This is a genomic window from Thiemannella venezuelensis, from assembly GCF_014203605.1.
Classification (GTDB): Bacteria; Actinomycetota; Actinomycetes; order Streptosporangiales; family Streptosporangiaceae; genus Planomonospora_A; species Planomonospora_A venezuelensis.
Genome location: NZ_JACHJJ010000019.1, coordinates 145,267 through 163,423 on the forward strand (window position 1 = coordinate 145,267; position 18,157 = coordinate 163,423).

17 protein-coding genes, 1 tRNA gene and 2 riboswitches are annotated in these 18,157 nt (G+C 71.5%); of the genes, 11 read left to right on the forward strand and 7 right to left on the reverse strand.

What is annotated here, in order from left to right; all coding sequences use genetic code 11:
- Positions 1–18: 18 nt before the first annotated feature.
- Positions 19–2,793 (reverse strand): FtsX-like permease family protein, encoded by a 2,775-nt coding sequence (locus FHS22_RS25445; RefSeq protein WP_184945573.1) that lies wholly within the window; start codon positions 2,791–2,793, stop codon positions 19–21.
- Positions 2,790–3,500 (reverse strand): ABC transporter ATP-binding protein, encoded by a 711-nt coding sequence (locus FHS22_RS25450; protein WP_184945574.1) that lies wholly within the window; start codon positions 3,498–3,500, stop codon positions 2,790–2,792. The genes FHS22_RS25445 and FHS22_RS25450 overlap by 4 nt, the downstream gene beginning before the upstream one ends.
- A gap of 65 nt (positions 3,501–3,565) precedes the next feature.
- Here FHS22_RS25450 and FHS22_RS25455 point away from each other — a divergent pair, with 65 nt between their 5' ends.
- The 5 genes from FHS22_RS25455 to FHS22_RS25475 all read left to right on the forward strand — a co-directional run bounded on the left by FHS22_RS25455 (position 3,566) and on the right by FHS22_RS25475 (position 9,431).
- Positions 3,566–4,165 carry a PadR family transcriptional regulator gene (locus tag FHS22_RS25455; RefSeq protein WP_184945575.1) on the forward strand — a complete coding sequence of 200 codons (600 nt, stop codon included), beginning with the start codon at positions 3,566–3,568 and terminating at the stop codon, positions 4,163–4,165.
- Between the two features lie 88 nt (positions 4,166–4,253).
- A riboswitch (glycine riboswitch) is annotated at positions 4,254–4,352 on the forward strand.
- Positions 4,353–4,448: riboswitch (glycine riboswitch) on the forward strand.
- Between the two features lie 33 nt (positions 4,449–4,481).
- The gene (gcvT, locus tag FHS22_RS25460; RefSeq protein ID WP_184945576.1) at positions 4,482–5,585 is read left to right on the forward strand and encodes a glycine cleavage system aminomethyltransferase GcvT; all 1,104 of its coding nucleotides are present in this window, start codon (positions 4,482–4,484) and stop codon (positions 5,583–5,585) included.
- Positions 5,582–5,974, forward strand: coding sequence for a glycine cleavage system protein GcvH (gene gcvH, locus FHS22_RS25465; RefSeq protein WP_184945577.1), 393 nt, complete (start codon positions 5,582–5,584; stop codon positions 5,972–5,974). Before gcvT ends, gcvH begins: the two co-directional genes overlap by 4 nt.
- Positions 5,975–6,047: 73 nt before the next feature.
- Positions 6,048–7,424: an L-serine ammonia-lyase gene (locus tag FHS22_RS25470; RefSeq protein WP_184945578.1), complete on the forward strand. Its 1,377-nt coding sequence runs from the start codon at positions 6,048–6,050 to the stop codon at positions 7,422–7,424.
- A gap of 105 nt (positions 7,425–7,529) precedes the next feature.
- A complete protein-coding gene (locus FHS22_RS25475; protein WP_184945579.1) occupies positions 7,530–9,431 on the forward strand; it encodes a hypothetical protein in 1,902 nt (633 codons plus the stop codon).
- 185 nt (positions 9,432–9,616) lie between these two features.
- Here FHS22_RS25475 and FHS22_RS25480 read toward each other — a convergent pair whose 3' ends face one another.
- Positions 9,617–10,234: a DUF6286 domain-containing protein gene (locus FHS22_RS25480; RefSeq protein WP_184945580.1), complete on the reverse strand. Its 618-nt coding sequence runs from the start codon at positions 10,232–10,234 to the stop codon at positions 9,617–9,619.
- A gap of 153 nt (positions 10,235–10,387) precedes the next feature.
- Between FHS22_RS25480 and FHS22_RS25485 the strand changes: the two genes are divergently transcribed.
- Positions 10,388–11,581, forward strand: a complete 1,194-nt coding sequence (locus FHS22_RS25485) for an amino acid deaminase/aldolase (RefSeq protein ID WP_184945581.1) — start codon at positions 10,388–10,390, stop codon at positions 11,579–11,581.
- Between the two features lie 54 nt (positions 11,582–11,635).
- Here the strand turns inward: FHS22_RS25485 and FHS22_RS25490 are convergent, their stop codons facing one another.
- Positions 11,636–11,974 (reverse strand): DUF3618 domain-containing protein, encoded by a 339-nt coding sequence (locus FHS22_RS25490; RefSeq protein ID WP_184945582.1) that lies wholly within the window; start codon positions 11,972–11,974, stop codon positions 11,636–11,638.
- Between the two features lie 98 nt (positions 11,975–12,072).
- Here FHS22_RS25490 and bcp point away from each other — a divergent pair, with 98 nt between their 5' ends.
- The 3 genes from bcp to FHS22_RS25505 all read left to right on the forward strand — a co-directional run bounded on the left by bcp (position 12,073) and on the right by FHS22_RS25505 (position 13,185).
- On the forward strand, positions 12,073–12,549 hold the full coding sequence (gene bcp, locus FHS22_RS25495) for a thioredoxin-dependent thiol peroxidase (RefSeq protein ID WP_184945583.1): 477 nt from the start codon (positions 12,073–12,075) through the stop codon (positions 12,547–12,549).
- A gap of 97 nt (positions 12,550–12,646) precedes the next feature.
- A complete protein-coding gene (locus tag FHS22_RS37440; RefSeq protein WP_221474078.1) occupies positions 12,647–12,922 on the forward strand; it encodes a hypothetical protein in 276 nt (91 codons plus the stop codon).
- Positions 12,923–13,112: 190 nt separating this feature from the next.
- Positions 13,113–13,185 (forward strand) — tRNA-Leu (locus FHS22_RS25505).
- Positions 13,186–13,576: 391 nt separating this feature from the next.
- Here FHS22_RS25505 and FHS22_RS25510 read toward each other — a convergent pair.
- Positions 13,577–14,293 carry a hypothetical protein gene (locus tag FHS22_RS25510; RefSeq protein ID WP_184945584.1) on the reverse strand — a complete coding sequence of 239 codons (717 nt, stop codon included), beginning with the start codon at positions 14,291–14,293 and terminating at the stop codon, positions 13,577–13,579.
- A 166-nt stretch (positions 14,294–14,459) separates the two neighbouring features.
- Between FHS22_RS25510 and FHS22_RS25515 the strand changes: the two genes are divergently transcribed.
- Positions 14,460–15,656, forward strand: a complete 1,197-nt coding sequence (locus tag FHS22_RS25515) for a sensor histidine kinase (protein ID WP_420830009.1) — start codon at positions 14,460–14,462, stop codon at positions 15,654–15,656.
- Between the two features lie 11 nt (positions 15,657–15,667).
- Positions 15,668–16,333, forward strand: a complete 666-nt coding sequence (locus FHS22_RS25520) for a response regulator transcription factor (protein WP_338047940.1) — start codon at positions 15,668–15,670, stop codon at positions 16,331–16,333.
- A 72-nt stretch (positions 16,334–16,405) separates the two neighbouring features.
- Here FHS22_RS25520 and FHS22_RS25525 read toward each other — a convergent pair whose 3' ends face one another.
- Positions 16,406–17,038: a response regulator gene (locus FHS22_RS25525; protein WP_184945586.1), complete on the reverse strand. Its 633-nt coding sequence runs from the start codon at positions 17,036–17,038 to the stop codon at positions 16,406–16,408.
- Positions 17,035–18,078 carry a sensor histidine kinase gene (locus FHS22_RS25530; protein ID WP_184945587.1) on the reverse strand — a complete coding sequence of 348 codons (1,044 nt, stop codon included), beginning with the start codon at positions 18,076–18,078 and terminating at the stop codon, positions 17,035–17,037. Before FHS22_RS25530 ends, FHS22_RS25525 begins: the two co-directional genes overlap by 4 nt.
- Positions 18,079–18,157: the final 79 nt, after the last annotated feature.

Below are 18,157 nucleotides of genomic sequence, written 5' to 3' on the forward strand. Positions count from 1 at the left end.
GGCGGGTCCTCCTCCGTTTCACTCCTGGGCGAGGATGCGCGCCAGGGGGAGGCGCTGGACGAGGAGGGCGGGGGCGGCCGAGGCGAGGGCGGCCAGCACGACGGCGGCTCCCGCCGCGGCCAGCGCCCCGTAGGCCACCGCGGGCGGCAGCTCGCCCGCCAGCGCGAACGACGCCGCCGTCCCGGCGACCGCCCCGCTCAGCGCGCCGAGCAGCCCGACCCCGGCCCCCTCCAGCACGATCAGGCGGGCCAGCGCCCCGCCCGACCAGCCGGACCCGCGCAGCGCCGCCAGCTCCGCGTCGCGCTCGCGCACGCCGAGGTAGAGCACGTCGGCCACGGCCAGCGCGGCCAGCGCGAACATCACCGCGACCGCCGCGTAGTCGGCCGGGCGGGCCTGGACCACGATGGCGTCGCCGAGCAGCGAGCCCACCACCCGGCCCCGGAAGCCGTGGGTGACGCCGAGCAGCACGGTCAGCCCGAAGACGGCGACCGCGAGCGTCGCCGCGCCCAGCAGGGTCCGGCCGGGGACCCGGGCCAGCCCGGCCACCGCGAGCCCGGCCGTCCCGCGCGGCGAACGGGCCCGGCGCGGCAGCCGTACGGCGGGGCGCACCGCCTCCGCGGGCGGCACCCGCGAGGCCCGCCAGGCCGGGACCAGCCCCGCCAGCAGGGCCAGCGCCACCGCCGCGGGAACCGCCAGCCAGATCCGGTCCCCCGGCGGGGCCACCCCCGCCCACGCCGCGACCGGCCCGGCCAGCGCGGCCGAGGCCGTACCCGCCAGCAGGCCGACCAGCCCGACCTCGGCCAGCACGGTCCCGAACAGTTTCGGCCGCGACCAGCCCAGGCAGGCCAGCACACCCAGCTCGGCCCGCCGGGCCCGGACGGCCGCCGCCGCGCCGTTCAGCACGAACAGCCCGCACACGGCCAGGACCAGCGTGAACAGCACGAGCGACTTGCGGTCGGCGGCGTTGAGGATCCGGTAGGCGACGCCCTTGTTCACCCAGTCCTCCGCCAGGGTGAGCGCGGGCCGCCCGAAGGACCCGGCGGGCAGCTCGACCGTGACCGGGGAGGGCGAGGAGCCGATCGTGATGTCCACCTCCAGCCCGGTGGCGGCGACGATCTCCCGGGCGACCTGGCTGATCCGCTCCCGGCTGACCGGGTCGGTCCCCACGACGCCGGAGACCCGCACCCGGATCACGCTCAGCGGGGCCTTCACCGTGGGCCGTCCCTCGGTCATCCTCGCGATCTGCTCCAGTGCCTGGAGGTTGGCCAGCAGCAGCGGCGGGGCCTGGAGGTAGCCGGCCACATTGTCGTTGGGCAGCAGGCTCCGGTTCCCGAGCAGCCCGGCGGTGCGCGCGTCGCCGGGCCTGGCGACGGGCGGGTTGTAGGTCTCCATCGGCAGCCGGGTCAGCTCGCTGAACCCGGGGAGCTTACGGGGGTCGAACCGGCCGACGACGCGGCTGGTGAGACCGTCGGTGATCATGCCCTCGACCGTTCTGGGGGTCAGCCCGCGGAACTGGGTGTCGACCGCCCCCACGGGTGCGACCGGGATGTCGTCCCCCCACTCCAGATCGGCGTGCGGGTTCTTCCAGGCCTCCAGGGTGTTGCGCACCGGCAGGGCGGCGAGTCTGCGCCCGCCCTGCTCGCGGTACTCGGTCGGCTCCGACGTCCAGTACCGCTTCAGCGACCAGTACCGCCCCTGGGGGATGTCCGACCAGTATCTGAGCAGCTTCTCGTAGACCTGCCCGGCGTCGATGGTCGTCCGCCTGACCTCCTCGCCCCGGTTCGCGTCCAGGTAGGGCAGGAACTTCCGGGCCGGAACACCTTCGACGACCTTCTCCGCCGCCTCCTCGGACAGTCTGCGGATCACGATCTCGTCCTGCTGGTCGGCGTAGGGCACGGACGAGGCGAGCAGCTTGACCTCGCTGGAGACCTCCTCGGGCGTGTCGTTCTTGAGGTAGCGCCCCTCCACCACCGCCCGGTCCAGCCCGGTCAGCCTCGCCTCCGCCTCCGGGTCGACGGCGGCGAGCAGAAACGGGAACTCCTGGTCGATCGGGACGGAGGCCCGCCCGAGCCGCAGACCCGCGTCCTCGGGGTTGAACTCCCCCCAGCCGGTCTTCAACGACCAGTGGTGGACGACCGGGAGCGTCCCCTCGGAGGGGAAGGGGCTCGCCTTCGCGGGGTCCTCCGACCAGCCGAGCGAGGTCTTCAGCGAGGCCCGCCGGTCGCCGGGGAGCACCTCCTCGGCCCCCATGACGAAAGTGGTGTTCCTCCGCTTGAGCTCGCTGAAGTCGATCTTGATCGGACGGCGGGTGACGTACTCGTACTGCGGCTGCCGGAACGGGATCCGGGTGAGGCCGCGGTCGGTGACCCGGGTGCGCTCCACCCGGAACAGGGTGCGGTCGCCCTCGTGCAGCAGGTCGGTCACGTCGATCGCCTCGGTCCCGCCCTGCATGACGTACCCGATCATGGCGATGGGGGCGGCGACGTCGACGCCGTTGATCCGCTTGACCTTCTCGTACTGCTCCATGCTGATCCCGCCGAAGATGCCCGACAGGTAGTTGGCGCGGACCAGCCCCTGCGAGCGCTCCAGGACCGTGGCCGAGCCCTTCGGGCGGACCAGGATGTCGTACTGCGAGCGGAAGTTCTCCTCGACCGTGCCGGCGATCTCCAGGCGCTGGGTCTCGGCGGTCCCGGTCAGCACGGTGAAGGCGGTGGCCGCGACCACGACGCCGAGCAGCAGCACCAGGGCCCGGCCGAGCCGGTGCCGGAGCTGGGACCAGACCAGGCGCGTCATCCGAGCCTGCCGATCCGGTCGAGCACGTTCTCGGCGGGCGTCACGCGGTCGTCGCCGATGATCCGGCCGTCGCGCATCCGCACCACCCGGTCGCACGCCGCCGCCACCTCCGGGTTGTGCGTGGCGACCAGCATGGTCATGCCGTACTCCTCCCGGAGCGTGAACAGCAGGTCCACGATCTCCTGGCCGGTGACGCTGTCGAGGTTTCCGGTCGGCTCGTCGGCCAGGAGCAGGGGCGGGTGGCAGATCAGCGCCCGGGCGACGGCCACCCGCTGCTGCTGGCCGCCGGAGAGCTCGCCGGGCAGCGCCCGCTCCCGGCCGGCCAGCCCGACCGCCTCCAGCAGTTCCCGGGCCCGCGCCCGGCGGTCGAAGTCCACCCGGCGCGGGAGCACCGGGGCGAGCACGTTGTCGAGCACGCTGAGGGCGGGCAGCAGGTGGAAGCGCTGGAAGACGAAGCCGACCCGGCGCCGGTGCCGGTCGAGGCCCCGGCGTCTCAGCGTGTCGACGCGCTCGCCGCCGACGTGCACCTCGCCTCCGTCGGGGAGGTCCATCGCCCCGACGAGGTGGAGCAGCGTGGACTTGCCCGCTCCGGAGGGCCCCATGAGGGCGACCGCCTGGCCGGCCTCGATCTCCAGGGTGACCTCGTCCAGCGCCTTGCTCGATCCATATGTGCGGCTGACGCCCCGCACACCGACTTCAACGCCCATGATCCATACATTGTCACAATGTATGGACTCCCGGGAAGCCCTTGGTCTGTGACAATGTAGGGAGCATGCCGCTCAGCCACGCCGTACTCGCCCTACTGGCCGACGGGCCCAGCCACGGCTACGAACTCAAGACGCGGTTCGAGTCGGCCGTCGGCCCGCAGTGGGGCGGCCTCAACATCGGCCACCTGTACCAGATCCTGGAGCGGCTGGTCAGGGACGGCCACGTGACCCGCAGCCACGTCGCCCAGAGCGACCGCCCGGACAAGACGCTCTACCGGCTGACCGAGGCGGGCGCCGGAGAGCTGCGGGAGTGGGCGGTGGCGCCCTGGGCCCGCTCGGCGGGCTTCCGCGACGAGCTGTTCCTCAAGCTGCTCGCCGGCGCCCGGCTCGGCACGGAGACCCTGGCCGCGTTCGTGTCCGCGCAGCGCCAGGCCTACCTGTCGGACCTGGCCGGGCTGACCCGGCTCCGCCGCGAGCAGGACGACCCGCTGGTCGCCCTGCTCGTCGACGCGGCCATCGCGCACACCCGGGCCGACCTGCAGATCGTCGACGGCGCGGAGGAGCGCCTGGCCGCGTCGGCCGCGCGCGCCGGGGACGTGCACGCCGTACGGCCCGGCGAGCAGGACGGCGGCCCCGCCGGGGAGGACCTGCGCGCGGGGGCCTGACCCCGGCCGGGAGGGACGGCGCGGCGCCGCTCCGCCCCGGGGGATTTCGCTCAGTGGGCCGGGGCCGTTAGGCTGACCGCGACACCGATGAACCCGTGCGGGAGAGCGTCCTGACAGCCAGGCCAGGACCCCTGAAGGAGCAAGCCCTCCCCGCGAACCTCTCAAGGCAAAGGACCGTGCGGGTAGGTGCCCTCTGGAAAGCAGGCCTCCGCGGCCTCGCCGAAGGTGAAAGTCCGGCAAAAACCGGGTGAAGCTCTCAGGCAACCATGACAGAGGGGGAGGATGCTCTCATCCGACCCCTGTCTGAGGTGCGAACATGTCCCGACCCACACCGCTGCGCGGCGTCCACGAGGCCCTCGGCGCGACGCTGACCGACTTCGCCGGCTGGCTGATGCCGCTGCGCTACGGCAGCGAGTCCGTCGAGCACAACGCGGTCCGCCAGGCGGCGGGCCTGTTCGACCTGTCCCACATGGGCGAGATCTTCGTCACCGGGCCGCAGGCCGGCGAGGCGCTCGACCACGCGCTCGTCGGCCACCTCTCCGCGCTGGAGCCCGGCCGCGCCCGCTACACGATGATCGTGAACGCCCGGGGCGGCGTGCTGGACGACCTGATCGTCTACCGCCTCGCGCCGGAGGAGTTCATGGTCGTCGCCAACGCCTCCAACTACCCCGCGGTCGCCGCGGAGCTCACCGAGCGCGCCGAGGCGTTCGACGCCGCCGTCGACGACCGCTCCGACCGGTACGCGCTCGTCGCCGTCCAGGGGCCCCGCTCGCAGGAGATCCTCGCCGCGCTCACCGACGCCGACCTGCCCGGCCTGAAGTACTACGCGGGCCTGCCCGCCACCGTCGCCGGCCGCCCCGCGCTCATCGCCCGCACCGGCTACACCGGCGAGGACGGCTTCGAGCTGTTCGTCGACGCGGCCGACGCCGAGCCGCTCTGGGCCGCGCTCACCGAGGCCGGCGAGCCGTACGGCCTGCGCCCGGCCGGGCTGTCGGCGCGCGACACCCTCCGCCTGGAGGCGGGCATGCCGCTGTACGGCAACGAGCTCTCGGCCGATCTCACCCCGTTCGACGCGGGCCTCGGCCGTGTGGTGAGGTTCGACAAGCCGGGCGACTTCGTCGGCCGGTCCGCCCTGGAACCCCTCAAGGACCTCCCGCCCTCCCGACGCCTGGTGGGCCTGGTCGCCACCGGCCGCCGGGTGCCCCGGCACGGCTACCCGGTCGTGGCCGCCGGCGGCGCGGTCGTCGGCGAGGTCACCAGCGGGGCGCCCTCCCAGTCGCTGGGCAGGCCCGTCGCCATGGCCTACGTCGACACGGCCTACGTCGGCGGCGACCGGGCAGAGGACCTGTCGGTGGACATCCGGGGCAGCCATGAGCCGGTCGAGGTTGTCGACCTGCCTTTCTACAGGAGGAACAAGTGAGCAGCATTCCCGACGAACTGCACTACACCAAGGAGCACGAGTGGGTCGCGGGCGTCGACGACGGCCTGACCCTCACCGTGGGCATCACCGCCTACGCCGCCGAGGCGCTCGGTGACGTGGTCTACGTGCAGATCACCCCCGAGCCCGGCGCCGCGATCACCGCCGGCGAGGCGGTCGGCGAGGTCGAGTCGACCAAGTCGGTGAGCGACATCTACGCGCCCGTGAGCGGCGAGGTCGTCGAGGTCAACGCCGCCGTCGTGGACGACCCCTCACTGGTCAACAACGACCCGTACGGCGAAGGCTGGCTGTTCCGCGTCCGCCTGGAGGGCGACGCCGACGACCTCCTCTCCGCCGAGGAGTACACCGCCCTCACCTCGGGCGAATCCTGATATTTCCCCTCTTGTGCCGTGACCGTGCACGCCACCGCGCGCACGGTCACGGCGACGCGAAGGACCAAGATCAATGGCGATCAGCGTCTTCGACCTCTTCAAGGTCGGCATCGGCCCCTCCAGCTCCCACACCGGCGGGCCGATGGCCGCCGCCCACAAGTTCGCCCGCGGCCTCGACCACGACGGCCTGCTGGACAAGACCGCCCGGGTCGAGGCCGTCCTCTACGGCTCCCTCGGCCTCACCGGCAAGGGCCACGGCAGCGACAAGGCCGTCCTGCTCGGCCTGTCCGGCGAGAAGCCCGAGCTCGTCGACGTCGACACCGTCGAGGACCGGCTGGCCGCCATGAAGGCCTCCGGCACCGTCCGCCTGTACGGCTCCCGCGAGATCCCCTTCGTCGTCGGCGAGGACCTCGTCTTCGAACGCAAGATCTCGCTGCCCGGCCACCCGAACGGCATGCGCTTCACCGCCCTCGACGAGCACGGGGAGACCCTGCGGGAGAAGGTCTACTACTCCGTCGGCGGCGGCTTCGTCGTGGACGAGAACGCCACCGGCGCCGACCGCATCAAGGCCGACGACACCGCCCTGCCCCACCCCTTCACCACCGCCGCCGAACTGCTCGCCCACTGCCGCGAGACCGGCCTGTCGATCTCCGGCCTGATGCTGGAGAACGAGAAGGCCTTCGGCCGCACCGAGGCCGACATCCGCTCCGGGCTGCTGCACCTGTGGCAGGTCATGTCCGAGTGCGTCGAGCGGGGCATCTCCAAGGAGGGCGTGCTCCCCGGCGGGCTCAAGGTCCGCCGCCGCGCCCACCAGCTCCACCGGCAGCTCCAGGCCGAGTCCCAGGAGAAGGACTCCCTGCAGACCGTGGACTGGGTCACCCTCTTCGCCCTCGCCGTCAACGAGGAGAACGCCGCCGGCGGCCGGATCGTCACCGCCCCCACCAACGGCGCGGCCGGCATCGTCCCGGCCGTGCTCACCTACTACGACCGGTTCGTGCGCAAGGCCGACGACGACGGAGTGGTCCGCTTCCTGCTCACCGCCGGCGCGATCGGCGTGCTGTTCAAGGAGAACGCCTCCATCTCCGGCGCCGAGGTCGGCTGCCAGGGCGAGGTCGGCTCGGCCTGCTCGATGGCCGCCGCCGGGCTCACCGAGGTGCTGGGCGGCACCCCCGAGCAGGTGGAGAACGCCGCCGAGATCGGCATCGAGCACAACCTGGGCCTGACCTGCGACCCCATCGGCGGCCTGGTCCAGATCCCGTGCATCGAGCGCAACGCGCTCGCCTCGATCAAGGCCATCACCGCCGCCCGGATGGCGCTGCGCGGCGACGGCCGCCACTTCGTCTCACTCGACAAGGCGATCAAGACGATGCGCGACACCGGCCGCGACATGCTCGACAAGTACAAGGAGACCAGCCGCGGCGGCCTGGCCGTCAACGTCATCGAGTGCTGACCCGCCCCGACGGCCCCGGCAGGCGAACAAAGTTCGCGATCCCGTACAAGGCTGTGCGGTCCTCCCGATATCGTTTGTGACCCGTTCATAGCTCAGGAGGTCCCGGTGACGACGGGAGCCCACCCGGTGGCCCGCTTCCTCCGCAGGCACTGGCTCTTCGCCGCCGCCCTGCTGGCCGGCGGAGCCCTGCGCGCCCTGGCCGTACTGGGATACCGGCCCGCCCTGTGGTTCTGGGCCGACTCCTTCTCCTACCTCGGCACCGCGCTCGACCCCCGGCCCATGGAGTCACGCCCCTCGGGCTACTCGCTGTTCCTGTGGCTCCTGGGCCCCCTGGAGAGCGTCCAGGCCGTCGCCGTGGCCCAGCACCTGCTCGGCCTGACCACCGCCGGCTGCGTCTACCTGCTCCTGCGCCGCCTGGCCGCCCTGCCCGGCTGGGGCGCGACGCTCGCCACCCTCCCCATCCTGCTGGACGCCCACCAGATCCAGCTCGAACACCTCGTCATGGCCGACCTGCCCTTCCAGTTCCTCGTCGTGCTGGCGGTCACCCTGCTGCTCTGGCGCCGCCGCCCGCCCGCCTGGGCCGCCCTGCTCGCCGGCCTCCTGCTGGCCGCGGCCACCACCACCCGGACCATCGGACTGCCGCTGATCGCCGTCGTCCTGCTCTGCCTGGCCCTGCGCCGGGCCGGCTGGCGGGCACTGCTGGCCACCGCGACCGCGAGCGCCCTCGTCCTCGGCGGATACGCCGCCTGGTTCAAGTCCGAGCACGGCGAGTACGGCCTCACCCGGGGCAGCACCTTCCTGTGGGCACGCACCATGACCTTCGCCGACTGCGCGAAGGTCCTGCCCACCGGCCCGGAGGCCGCGCTCTGCCCCACCGAGCCGCTGAGCGCCCGGCAACCGCCCCCCGTCTACATCTGGGGCGCCGACTCCCCCATCAGCAAGATCAAGGGAAGCTGGGCCGAACGCGACGCCCTCGCCGGCGACTTCGCCGTCCAGGCCATCACCGCGCAGCCCCTGGACTTCCTCCGGGCCGGCCTGACCGACCTCGCGTACGTCTTCGACTGGAACCGCCGCGTCTACCCGACCGAAGGCGACCAGAGCGCCTACGTCTTCCCCGACGCGGCCGCCTCCCTGCCCGACGGCACCGCCTCCCGCGGCCGGAGCGCCGAGGAGATCGCCCTCGCCTACCAGGGCGAGCCCGGCGACCTCCACCTCACCGACCCCTACGCGGGCTGGCTCCGCGCCTACCAGGAACACGGGTTCCTGCGCGGCCCCTTCCTCGCCGTCATCCTCCTCATCGGCCTGATCGGCGTCCTCACCCGCCTGCGGCTCTCCGCCGAGGGCCCCTTCGCCGAGCCCTCCCCCCGGACCGGGGACGACGGCGACCGGCCCCCGCCCGGAGCGGGAGCCCACCGCGACACCGCCCCGCCGACCGGACGGGACCGCTGGGCCCTGGGCGGCGCGGTGCTGGCACCGTGGGCGGCCGCCGTCATGCTGATCGCACTGCCCATGTTCATCGCGGCCTTCGACCACCGCTACGTGGTGCCCGCCGTACCGCTGGCCTGCCTGGCCGCCGGACTGGCCTTCGGCCCGCGCAGGCCGTACGGGACCCGGAAGGAGCACCCGGACGCCGCCGCGGCGCGGGAACCCGAGCCGGTCCCCATGCCGATGCCCGCGCCGCACGGCGCAGCGTCAGCGACGGCGGACGTGCAGGCGGACCAGCGCCCCCAGCCGCTCGTCCCCAAGCGTCCTGCGGACCCTGTCGACGGCGTCCTTGTTCATCCGCGTCACCAGGGCGCCGACATCGGCGCCGGGCTCGCAGCTCACCGCGATCCGGACCCGGTCCCCTTCCACGGCCCTGACCCGGATCCGGCTGAGTCCTTCGACTTCTTTCAGCGCGACGCCCAGCATCGCGGTCCCGGTCGCGCTCCGGCTGCCCCACCGCCCCCAGCCCAGGGAGCACAGCAGCCACCGGACGGATACCAGCGCCAGTACTACAAGTACTAGCGCGGCCACCCACCCCGGCCACGGATCCTCCGCCAGCCGGGCGGGGAGCCCCCGGTCCAGGACCGGTTCCTCGGGACGGAGGCCGGACAGCTCCCCCCGCCCGCGCAGGAAGCCGTACAGCCCGGCCCCCGCCAGCACCGTCCCGGTGACGGCCAGGCCGATCCGGTTGCCCAGGTACGCCCTCATCAGTTGCCCCGCCCGCGCAGCCGCACCACGACCTCGCCGCCGTACATCGCCCCCACGCCCCCCAGCCGGTCCCCGACCGCGGCGCCGACCTGGCGCAGCAGCCGGCCGGTCCGCTGCGCATCGGTGATCACGACCACCTCGACCTGGCGGGGGCCCAGGCTCACCCGCGCCCGCTCCACCCCGTCCACCGACTCGGCCGCGGCCCGGAGCGTACGGCGCAGCCCCGTCCTGGTCAGTCCGATCACCGTCAGCGGGTCGCCCGTCTCCAGCGGCACCAGCCGGGTCCGCCCCGGTACCGCCGCCAGCGCCACCAGCAGCAGGCCCCCCGCCACCAGCAGCACCGAGACACCCGCCACCGCCGGATCCGACCAGCTCAGCGCACCGGCCCCGGTCGCGAGCTTCTGGTACGGCACCAGCCCGAACGGCGAGCCCGTCAGCAGGCCGAACGTCCCGCCCACCGCCGCCGACAACGCCACCGAGACCGTCAGCGCGACCGCCACGCCCGCCGGGGCCCGGGTCGGCCGGAGCATCCGCACCGACCGGCGGCGGACGGCGCGCGGGCGCTCTTCCAGCGTGGCGCTGCCCGGCCCCGCCAGAGTCCCCTGGAGAGTAGTCATCACCCGGTCAGGTCTAGTGCCCGGCGGGGCTCCGCGGGGAGACGCGCCCCCGGGACTTGCCCGAACCCGGCACCGCCCCGGCGGGAGAATTTACCTCCGGCAAGTAACATGAACAAGGCTCATATTATCTCGGGCACAAGTTATCCTGCCCCCATGGACGACCGCCAGCGCTACGACCGGGCCACCGCACACCTCGACCCCCCCTTCGCCGTACTCGACCTCGCCGCACTGCACGCCAACGCCACCGACATGACACGACGCGCCCACGGCAAACCCATCCGCGTCGCCAGCAAATCCATCCGCTCCCGACCCGTCCTCGAACGCATCCTCGCCATGGACGGCTTCACCGGCATCATGGCCTTCACCCTGCCCGAAGCCCTCTGGCTCGCCTCCACCGGACTACGCGACATCCTCGTCGCCTACCCCACCGCCGACCGCACCGCACTCGCCACCCTCGCCGCCGACCCCCGCGCCGCACAAGAGATCACCATCATGGTGGACCGTTCCGAACACCTCGACTTCATCGAATCGGCCACCGCCGACGTCCGCAACCGCCACGAAATCCGCATCTGCCTCGACATCGACGCCGGATACGTCACCCTCGGCGGAAAATTCCGCGCAGGCGCCCTCCGCTCCCCCGTCCGCGAACCCGACCAGGCCGCCGACCTCGCCGCCGACACCGCCAAACGCCCCGGCCTCCGCCTCGTCGGCCTCATGGCCTACGAAGCACAGATCGCCGGCGTCGGCGACAACCCACCCGGCAAACCCGCCCTCACCCACGCCATCCGCTGGATGCAGGCCCGCTCCCGCCAGGAACTCATCATGCGCAGAGGCCGCATCGTCCAAGCCGTCCGCCAACTCGCCGACCTCGAATTCGTCAACGGCGGCGGCACCGGCAGCATCACCACCACCACCCGCGAAAAAGCCATCACCGAGATCGCCGCCGGATCCGGCCTCTACCAACCCCGCCTCTTCGACTTCTACCGCGGCCACACCGGCCGCCCCGCCGCCCTCTTCGCCCTCCCCGTCGTCCGCCGCCCCGCCCCCGCCACCGTCACCGTCCTCGGCGGCGGCTACATCGCCTCCGGCACCCCCGGACCCGACCGGCTCCCCCAGCCCTACCTGCCCTGCGGCCTGCGCTACACCTCCGACGAAGGCGCCGGCGAAGTCCAGACCCCACTCACCGGCCAGGCCGCCGAAGACCTCCGCCTCGGCGACCGCGTCTGGTTCCGTCACGCCAAAGCAGGCGAACTCTGCGAACGCTTCGCCACCCTCCACCTCATCGACGGCGAACAGACCGTCGACGAAGTCCCCACCTACCGCGGCGAAGGCCGCACCTTCCTCTGACCCCCGGCGCCACCCGCGACGGCGTCACCTACGACAGCGCCACCTACGACGACGTCACCCGCGACGACGGCGCCACAACACGACCACCGCCCCGACCACCAGCACCGCACCCACACCCACCAGCACCGGCGCCAACCCCGGCCGCTCACCCGCCCACAGATCATCCGGCTCACCCTCAGGCTTCACCGGCCGCGGCGCGACCCCCACCGCACCACTGATCCGCTCCCCCAGAGAGACCACGAACTCCCGCGCGTTCGACTCCGCCCTGGCGACGGTCCGCCGCGCGACATTCCCCGGACTCACCCGGTCCGCGATGGCGTCGACCGTCCGGGCCAACTCCGCACGCGTACGCTCGATCCGCCGCTCCAACTCCGCGGGATCGGTGTCCGCCATGGCTCTCCTCTCATCGCCCTTGACATTGATCAGTCTGTCAGGTCCCACGCGCCGACGACACTCCGGACAGGCCGGTAGGTTGACCCCGGAACCATTCCATGGAGGAAATCATGAAACTCGAACCGGGCGACGCCGCCCCAGACTTCACCCTCCCCGCCGCGGACGGCACCACCGTGTCCCTGGACACCCACCGCGGCCAACGCGTCATCCTCTACTTCTACCCCGCCGCCATGACCCCCGGCTGCACCAAGCAGGCCTGCGACTTCCGCGACAGCCTCGACTCCCTCACCGCCGCCGGCATCACCGTCCTCGGCGTCTCCAAGGACACCCCCGCCAAACTCGCCAAATTCACCGAACACGACGCCCTCACCTTCCCCCTCCTGTCCGACCCCGGCCTGGAGGTCCACAAGGCCTACGGCGCCTACGGCGAGAAGACCATGTACGGCAAGACCACCGTCGGCGTCCTCCGCTCCACCTTCGTCATCGACCCCGACGGAAAAATCGAGAAAGCCCTCTACAACGTGAAGGCCACCGGCCACGTCGCCCGCCTCCGCCGCGAGCTCGGACTCGACTGAATGCCATTTTTCACCATTTAGTACGGCTTGCGCATGCCCCAATGACCGACACAAGAATTCCCTGGCCCCGAGACATCCCGACCAATATGATCGGGGCATGCCGACCAAATACAGGTACACCCCCGGAATGCTGGCCGAGGCGGCGGCCAACTCCCTCGGCGTCTACGACGTCCTCCGCCACCTCGGCATTACCATTGCGGGTGGCAACCATGCGCACATCAGCCGCCAACTGAAGCGCTTCGGGATCGACACCTCCCACTTCGTGGGGCAGGCGTACAACCGGGGACGACGGTCGTCGAGGCGCCTGCGTCCAGCCGAGATCCTCCGCGTGCAGCCGGAGGGCTCCCGCAGAACCAGTCCCCTCCTGCTCTGACGAGCACTTCAGGAAGCGGGCGTGCCCTACCGCTGCGGCGCATGTAAGATCGAGGACGTGTGGGAGGGCAACCCCCTCACACTGCATGTCGACCACATCAGTGGCGACTGGCTCGACAACAGAATAGAGAACCTGCGATTCCTCTGTCCGAACTGCCGTTCACAGACAGAAAATTTCGCAGGAAAGAATAGGGGTTGTAGCCCAGCGGCAGAGGCGGCGTCTTTAGGGGGCGCAAAGCGTGGGTTCGAGTCCCACCAACCCCACAAGTTTCCGAGAAATTATACGGTCAAGCTTAAGTCGACTACCACTAGCATAACCTTTTCACCGCAAGACGACTTATTCATCAGGCAATACAGCCTCCAAAGCAAAGCCTCATCGCGATCCGCAGTAATACGCGAGGCAATTAGCCTTCTCCGGCAGAAGAATCTGGAAGAGGAGCATGCGATCGCGTTCGCCGGGGCGGACGAGAGTACCGCGTTGCGCGGCTCTGCCGCAGGGGATGGCGTTGGCGAGCCCACATGAAGAGCACGGTCGCGACTTCAAGCCCTAGTTGACACGCATCGGCCGGTGACCCGTTCTCGGGTCACCGGCCGATGCGGTGGTCGTCTTCTTCGGTTCTCCGCGTCTTCCTGGTCCGATTCCCGGAGCGGGTGGTCAGGGGGTCGGGGATGGTGTCGGGGTGGTGGGGGCGGATTCCGGGCTGCGGAGGGTGCATTTGAAGCCGCCCTCGATGGGTTCGCAGAAGCGGGGCACCTGGGAGATGTCGCCGCGGGGCATGCGCAGGCGGGGGCCTTCCCCTCGGTAGCCGCGTTCGCCGTCGGGGTCGATGCGCTGGCGCAGGGGGCCGCGGTCGTCCTGGGGGCGGGGGTGTTCGTCCGTCCGGTAGGCGTCCATGCGGTGGGCGATGTGCCCGGCGCGGTGGCGGTCGCCGATCCGGTCGAGGACGGCGACGGTTCCGCCGCCGAGGAGGGCGCCGATGAGGGCTGCGGCGATGATCTGGAAGGGTTTGCCGCGGGCGGCACGGGTGAGGCGGGTGTATCGGCCCGTTGCCGGTGGCTGGGTTGCGGTGGCCGTGGTGGTCGTGGTCCAGCCGGGGGCTTTCCAGCCGGGGCCGCCGGGGCTGTAGGGGCCGTACGGCCCGGTGGGCGGGGGCGGTCCGGCAGGGCCGGGTGCGGAGGGGCCGGGCGTGGCGTGGGCGGCGGTGGTTTCCCGGGCGGGCGGGTCGTCCGCGGGGGTGTGCTTGCTCTGCTCCTGGTTCTCGCCCTGGTTCCGGCCGGGGGCCGGCAGTTCGGTGGTGTCGTCGGCTCGGGCCTCCGGGTCGCGCGGCGCGTCCTCGGGGCCGCGTGACCCGGTGTCGTTGTGATCCGCCATTGAAGAGTTTCTCCCTTTGCTCACCCGTGAGGGTGCTCCCGGAAATCAGGGTGCCGTAGGGGGCGTAAGCACTGCGTAAGCGTCGGGTGACGTGCGACCTGGGTCGTAGGCGGGTCTCCGTCTTTTGGGGGAAGGGCGCTGATCTGCGGATACGTATGGTGGGAGGGTGTTCGGGAGATTTCGTGAGTGGGGCCGGCGGCATCCGGGGGTCGTGGACGTCTTGTGGCTGGCGCCGTTGGTGGTGCTCTGTCTGGTCTTTCTGGTGTCGTATGCGTCGATGCCGGGGTTCGGTCCGGCTCTGCCGCCGTTCTGGTGGTGTGTGGCGCTGGCTGTGGCGCTGGTGGCGCCGTTGTCGTGGCGGCGGCGGTGGCCTCTGGCGGTGTTCGCGGTGGTGTCGGGCGTGAGTTTCGTCCAGTGGTTGTCCGGTGTGGAGCCGTTGCCGTTCAATCTGTCGGTTCTGGTGGCGTTGTATGCGGTGGCGTCGTATCGGCCGGTGGGGTGGGCGGTGGCGGCGGGGCTGGTGGCGGAGCTGGGGTTGGCTCTGTCGTTCGGGCGGGTCACGGAGGATCCGGATTTCGGGACGTGGGCGAGTGCGTCGGTGTTCGTGGTGACGGTCTGGATTTCGGGGATTTACGCGAATACGCGTCGTCGTTATCTGGAGGGTTTGGAGGAGCGGGCGGAGCGGGCGGAGCGGGAGCGGGATCAGCGGGCGCGGTTGGCGGCGGCGGCGGAGCGGGCGCGGATCGCGCGGGAGTTGCATGACGTGGTGGCGCACAACGTGAGTGTGATGATCGTTCAGGCGGATGGGGCGGGGTATGCGATCGATCGGGATCCGGAGCAGGCGCGGGAGGCGGTGCGGGCGATCTCGGTGACGGGGCGGCGGGCGTTGGCGGAGATGCGGCGGATGGTGGGGGTGTTGCGGGCCGCTGGTGGGGAGTCGGAGGAGTATGCCCCGCAGCCGGATCTGTCGCGGTTGGAGGAGTTGGTGGAGCGGGTGCGTTCTTCGGGGTTGCCGGTGGAGTTGCGGGTGTCCGGGGAGCGTCGGGAGTTGCCCGAGGGTGAGCAGTTGACGGTGTACCGGATCGTTCAGGAGGCGTTGACCAATACGCTCAAGCACGGTGGTCCGGGGTCCGGGGCGGTGGTGGAGGTGGAGTACGGGGTGTGTGAGTTGGTGGTGCGGGTGTGTGATGACGGTCGGGGGGCTGCGGCGCGGGAGTGGCCGGGTGGTCATGGTCTGGTGGGGATGCGGGAGCGGGCGGCGATGTTCGGCGGGTCGGTGGAGGCGGGGCCGCGGCCTGGGGGTGGGTTTCAGGTGGTGGTGCGGTTGCCGGGTGGCGAGCCGGGTGGGAGCAGGGCGGCATGACGGGGGGGTCGGTGATCCGGGTGATGCTGGTCGATGATCAGGAGTTGTTGCGGACGGGGTTCCGGATGGTGCTGGGGGCGCAGCCGGATGTCGAGGTGGTGGCGGAGGCGGCGGATGGGCGGGCCGCGGTGGAGGCGGTGCGTGCGGGTGGGGTGGATGTGGTGTTGATGGATGTGCGGATGCCGGTGATGGACGGGGTGGAGGCGACGCGGTTGATCTGTGCGGGGGTGGGGGGGCCGCGGGTGCTGATTCTGACGACGTTCGATCTGGATGATTATGCGTTCGCGGCGTTGAAGGCGGGGGCGTCGGGTTTTCTGTTGAAGGATGTGCCTCCGGCGGATCTGGTGAGTGCGATCCGTTCGGTGCACAGCGGGGATGCGGTGGTGGCGCCGAGTACGACGCGGCGGTTGCTGGAGCGGTTCGCGGTGCATCTTCCGTCGGCGGGTGGAGTGGAGGCTCCGGCGTTGTCGGGGTTGACGGCGCGGGAGCGGGAGGTGTTGGTGCTGGTGGCGCGGGGGTTGTCGAATGCGGAGGTGGCGGGGCGGTTGGAGTTGGCGGAGGCGACGGTGAAGACGCATCTGGGGCGGGTGCTTGCGAAGCTGGGGTTGCGGGATCGGGCGCAGGTGGTGGTGTACGCGTACGAGTCGGGGCTGGTCGTGCCGCATTCGGCTGATTAGGGGTGGTCTCGTGTCGGGGGGCGGGTTCCGTCGTGGGGGCCGGTTCGTGGTCGGGCCGGTTCGTGGTCGGGGTCAGCTCATGTGACCTGAGTTCCAGGTCCAGGCGGCGATGCCGACGCGGTTGGTCGCGTTGACCTTGCGCTGGATGTTGGCGAGGTGTGTTTTCACGGTGCCGGGGCTGATCACCAGTTCGGCGGCGATGTCGGCGTTGGTGCGGCCGTGTGCGACGAGGCGGGCGATCTCCAGTTCGCGGCTGGTCAGTGGTTCGGTGGTCGGGTGGCCGGGGGTGGCGGGGATGCGCAGGCTGCGGAGCAGGCGGACGGTGATCTGGGGGCTGATCAGTGTGTCGCCGGCCATGGCTGCGCGGACCGCTTCGGTGAGCAGGGTGGGGCCGGATCGTTTCAGCAGGAATCCGCAGGCTCCGTTGCGCAGTGCCGTGTGGACGTATTCGTCGAGGTCGAAGGTGGTGACCACGATCACCCGGGTCTCGTCGGCCAGCAGTCTGGTGACTTCCAGTCCGTCGAGGCGTGGCATGCGGATGTCGGCGAGTACCACGTCGGGGCGGAGGCGGCGGGCCTGTTCGACGGCTCTCTGTCCGTCGGCGGCTTCGGCCACGACGGTCATGTCGGGTTGGGAGTCGAGGATGAGCCGGAAGCCGATGCGGATGTCCTCCTGGTCGTCGGCGAGGAGTATCCGTGTGGTCATGTCTCCGCCTCTGCTGTGGTCGTCGTCTCGGCGGGCAGGACGGCGGTCACGTGCCATCCGCCCGGGGTGGGGCCGGCCGACAGTGAGCCGCCGAGGAGTTCGGCCCGTTCGGTCAGGCCGGCCAGGCCGTATCCGCCTCTGCCGGTGGTTTCGGAGAATCCGCCGCCGTCGTCGGTGATCCGTACTCGTACGGTTGCTCCTTCGCGGGTGACCGTGACGTCGACGCGGGTCGCCTGCCGGGCGTGCCTGTGCACGTTCGTGAGTGCTTCGGTCACCACGCGGTAGACGGTGGCGGACGTCTCGCGGGGCAGGTCCAGGCCGGGGGTCATGGCGAGGTTCGCGGGGGGTGAGAATCCGCTGACGAGGTTCTCCAGGCTTTCGGTGCCGGGCAGGTGGTGGTCGTCGTGGGTGCCGGGCCGGTCGTGGAGCATTTCCACGGTTCTGTCCATGGCGGCCATCGCTCTCTGGCCTGCCTCTTCGATGCGCCGTAGCGCGTCGGCGACGGTGGGGGGCAGTGGGCCGGGTGCCAGGCGGGCGGCCTGTGCCTGGACGAGGATGCCGCTGATGTCGTGGGCGACGTAGTCGTGGAGGTCGCGGGCGAGTGCGAGCCGCTGCGCGCGTTTGGCGTCGGCCACCGCGCGGTGCCGGGTGGTGTCGAGGGAGCGCATGTAGAGGCCCGTTCCGGTGGCCGCGATGGCGGGGAGGGACCATGCTGCGCAGGCCGTGACCGTGAGGGACGGTTCTCCGGGCCACAGGGTTCGGATGAGGATCAGTGCGACGGCCGCCGCGGGCAGGCCGGTCGAGATGGCGGTGCGGGGTGCGGGTGCGTGTCTGGCGGCCAGGAGGGCGAGGGCGAGCAGGGGGAGGGCTTCGGCGAGTATCCACAGGGTGGTTTCGCCGTGTCGTCCCAGCAGCGGGTGGCAGGCGGTGATCGCGAGCGATGTGGTTCCCGCGGTCGTCGCGGCCCGTGGGACGGGTGTGCGCGGCAGGAGTGCGGCGGTCATCGCGCCCAGTGCCACCAGGGCCGCGATCATGTCCATGGTCTCGACTGTAGTGGGGGTGTGCGGCGGGCGGGTCGGCCGAACGGCAGGTCGCGGGGGGTGGTCGGGGTGCCGGATC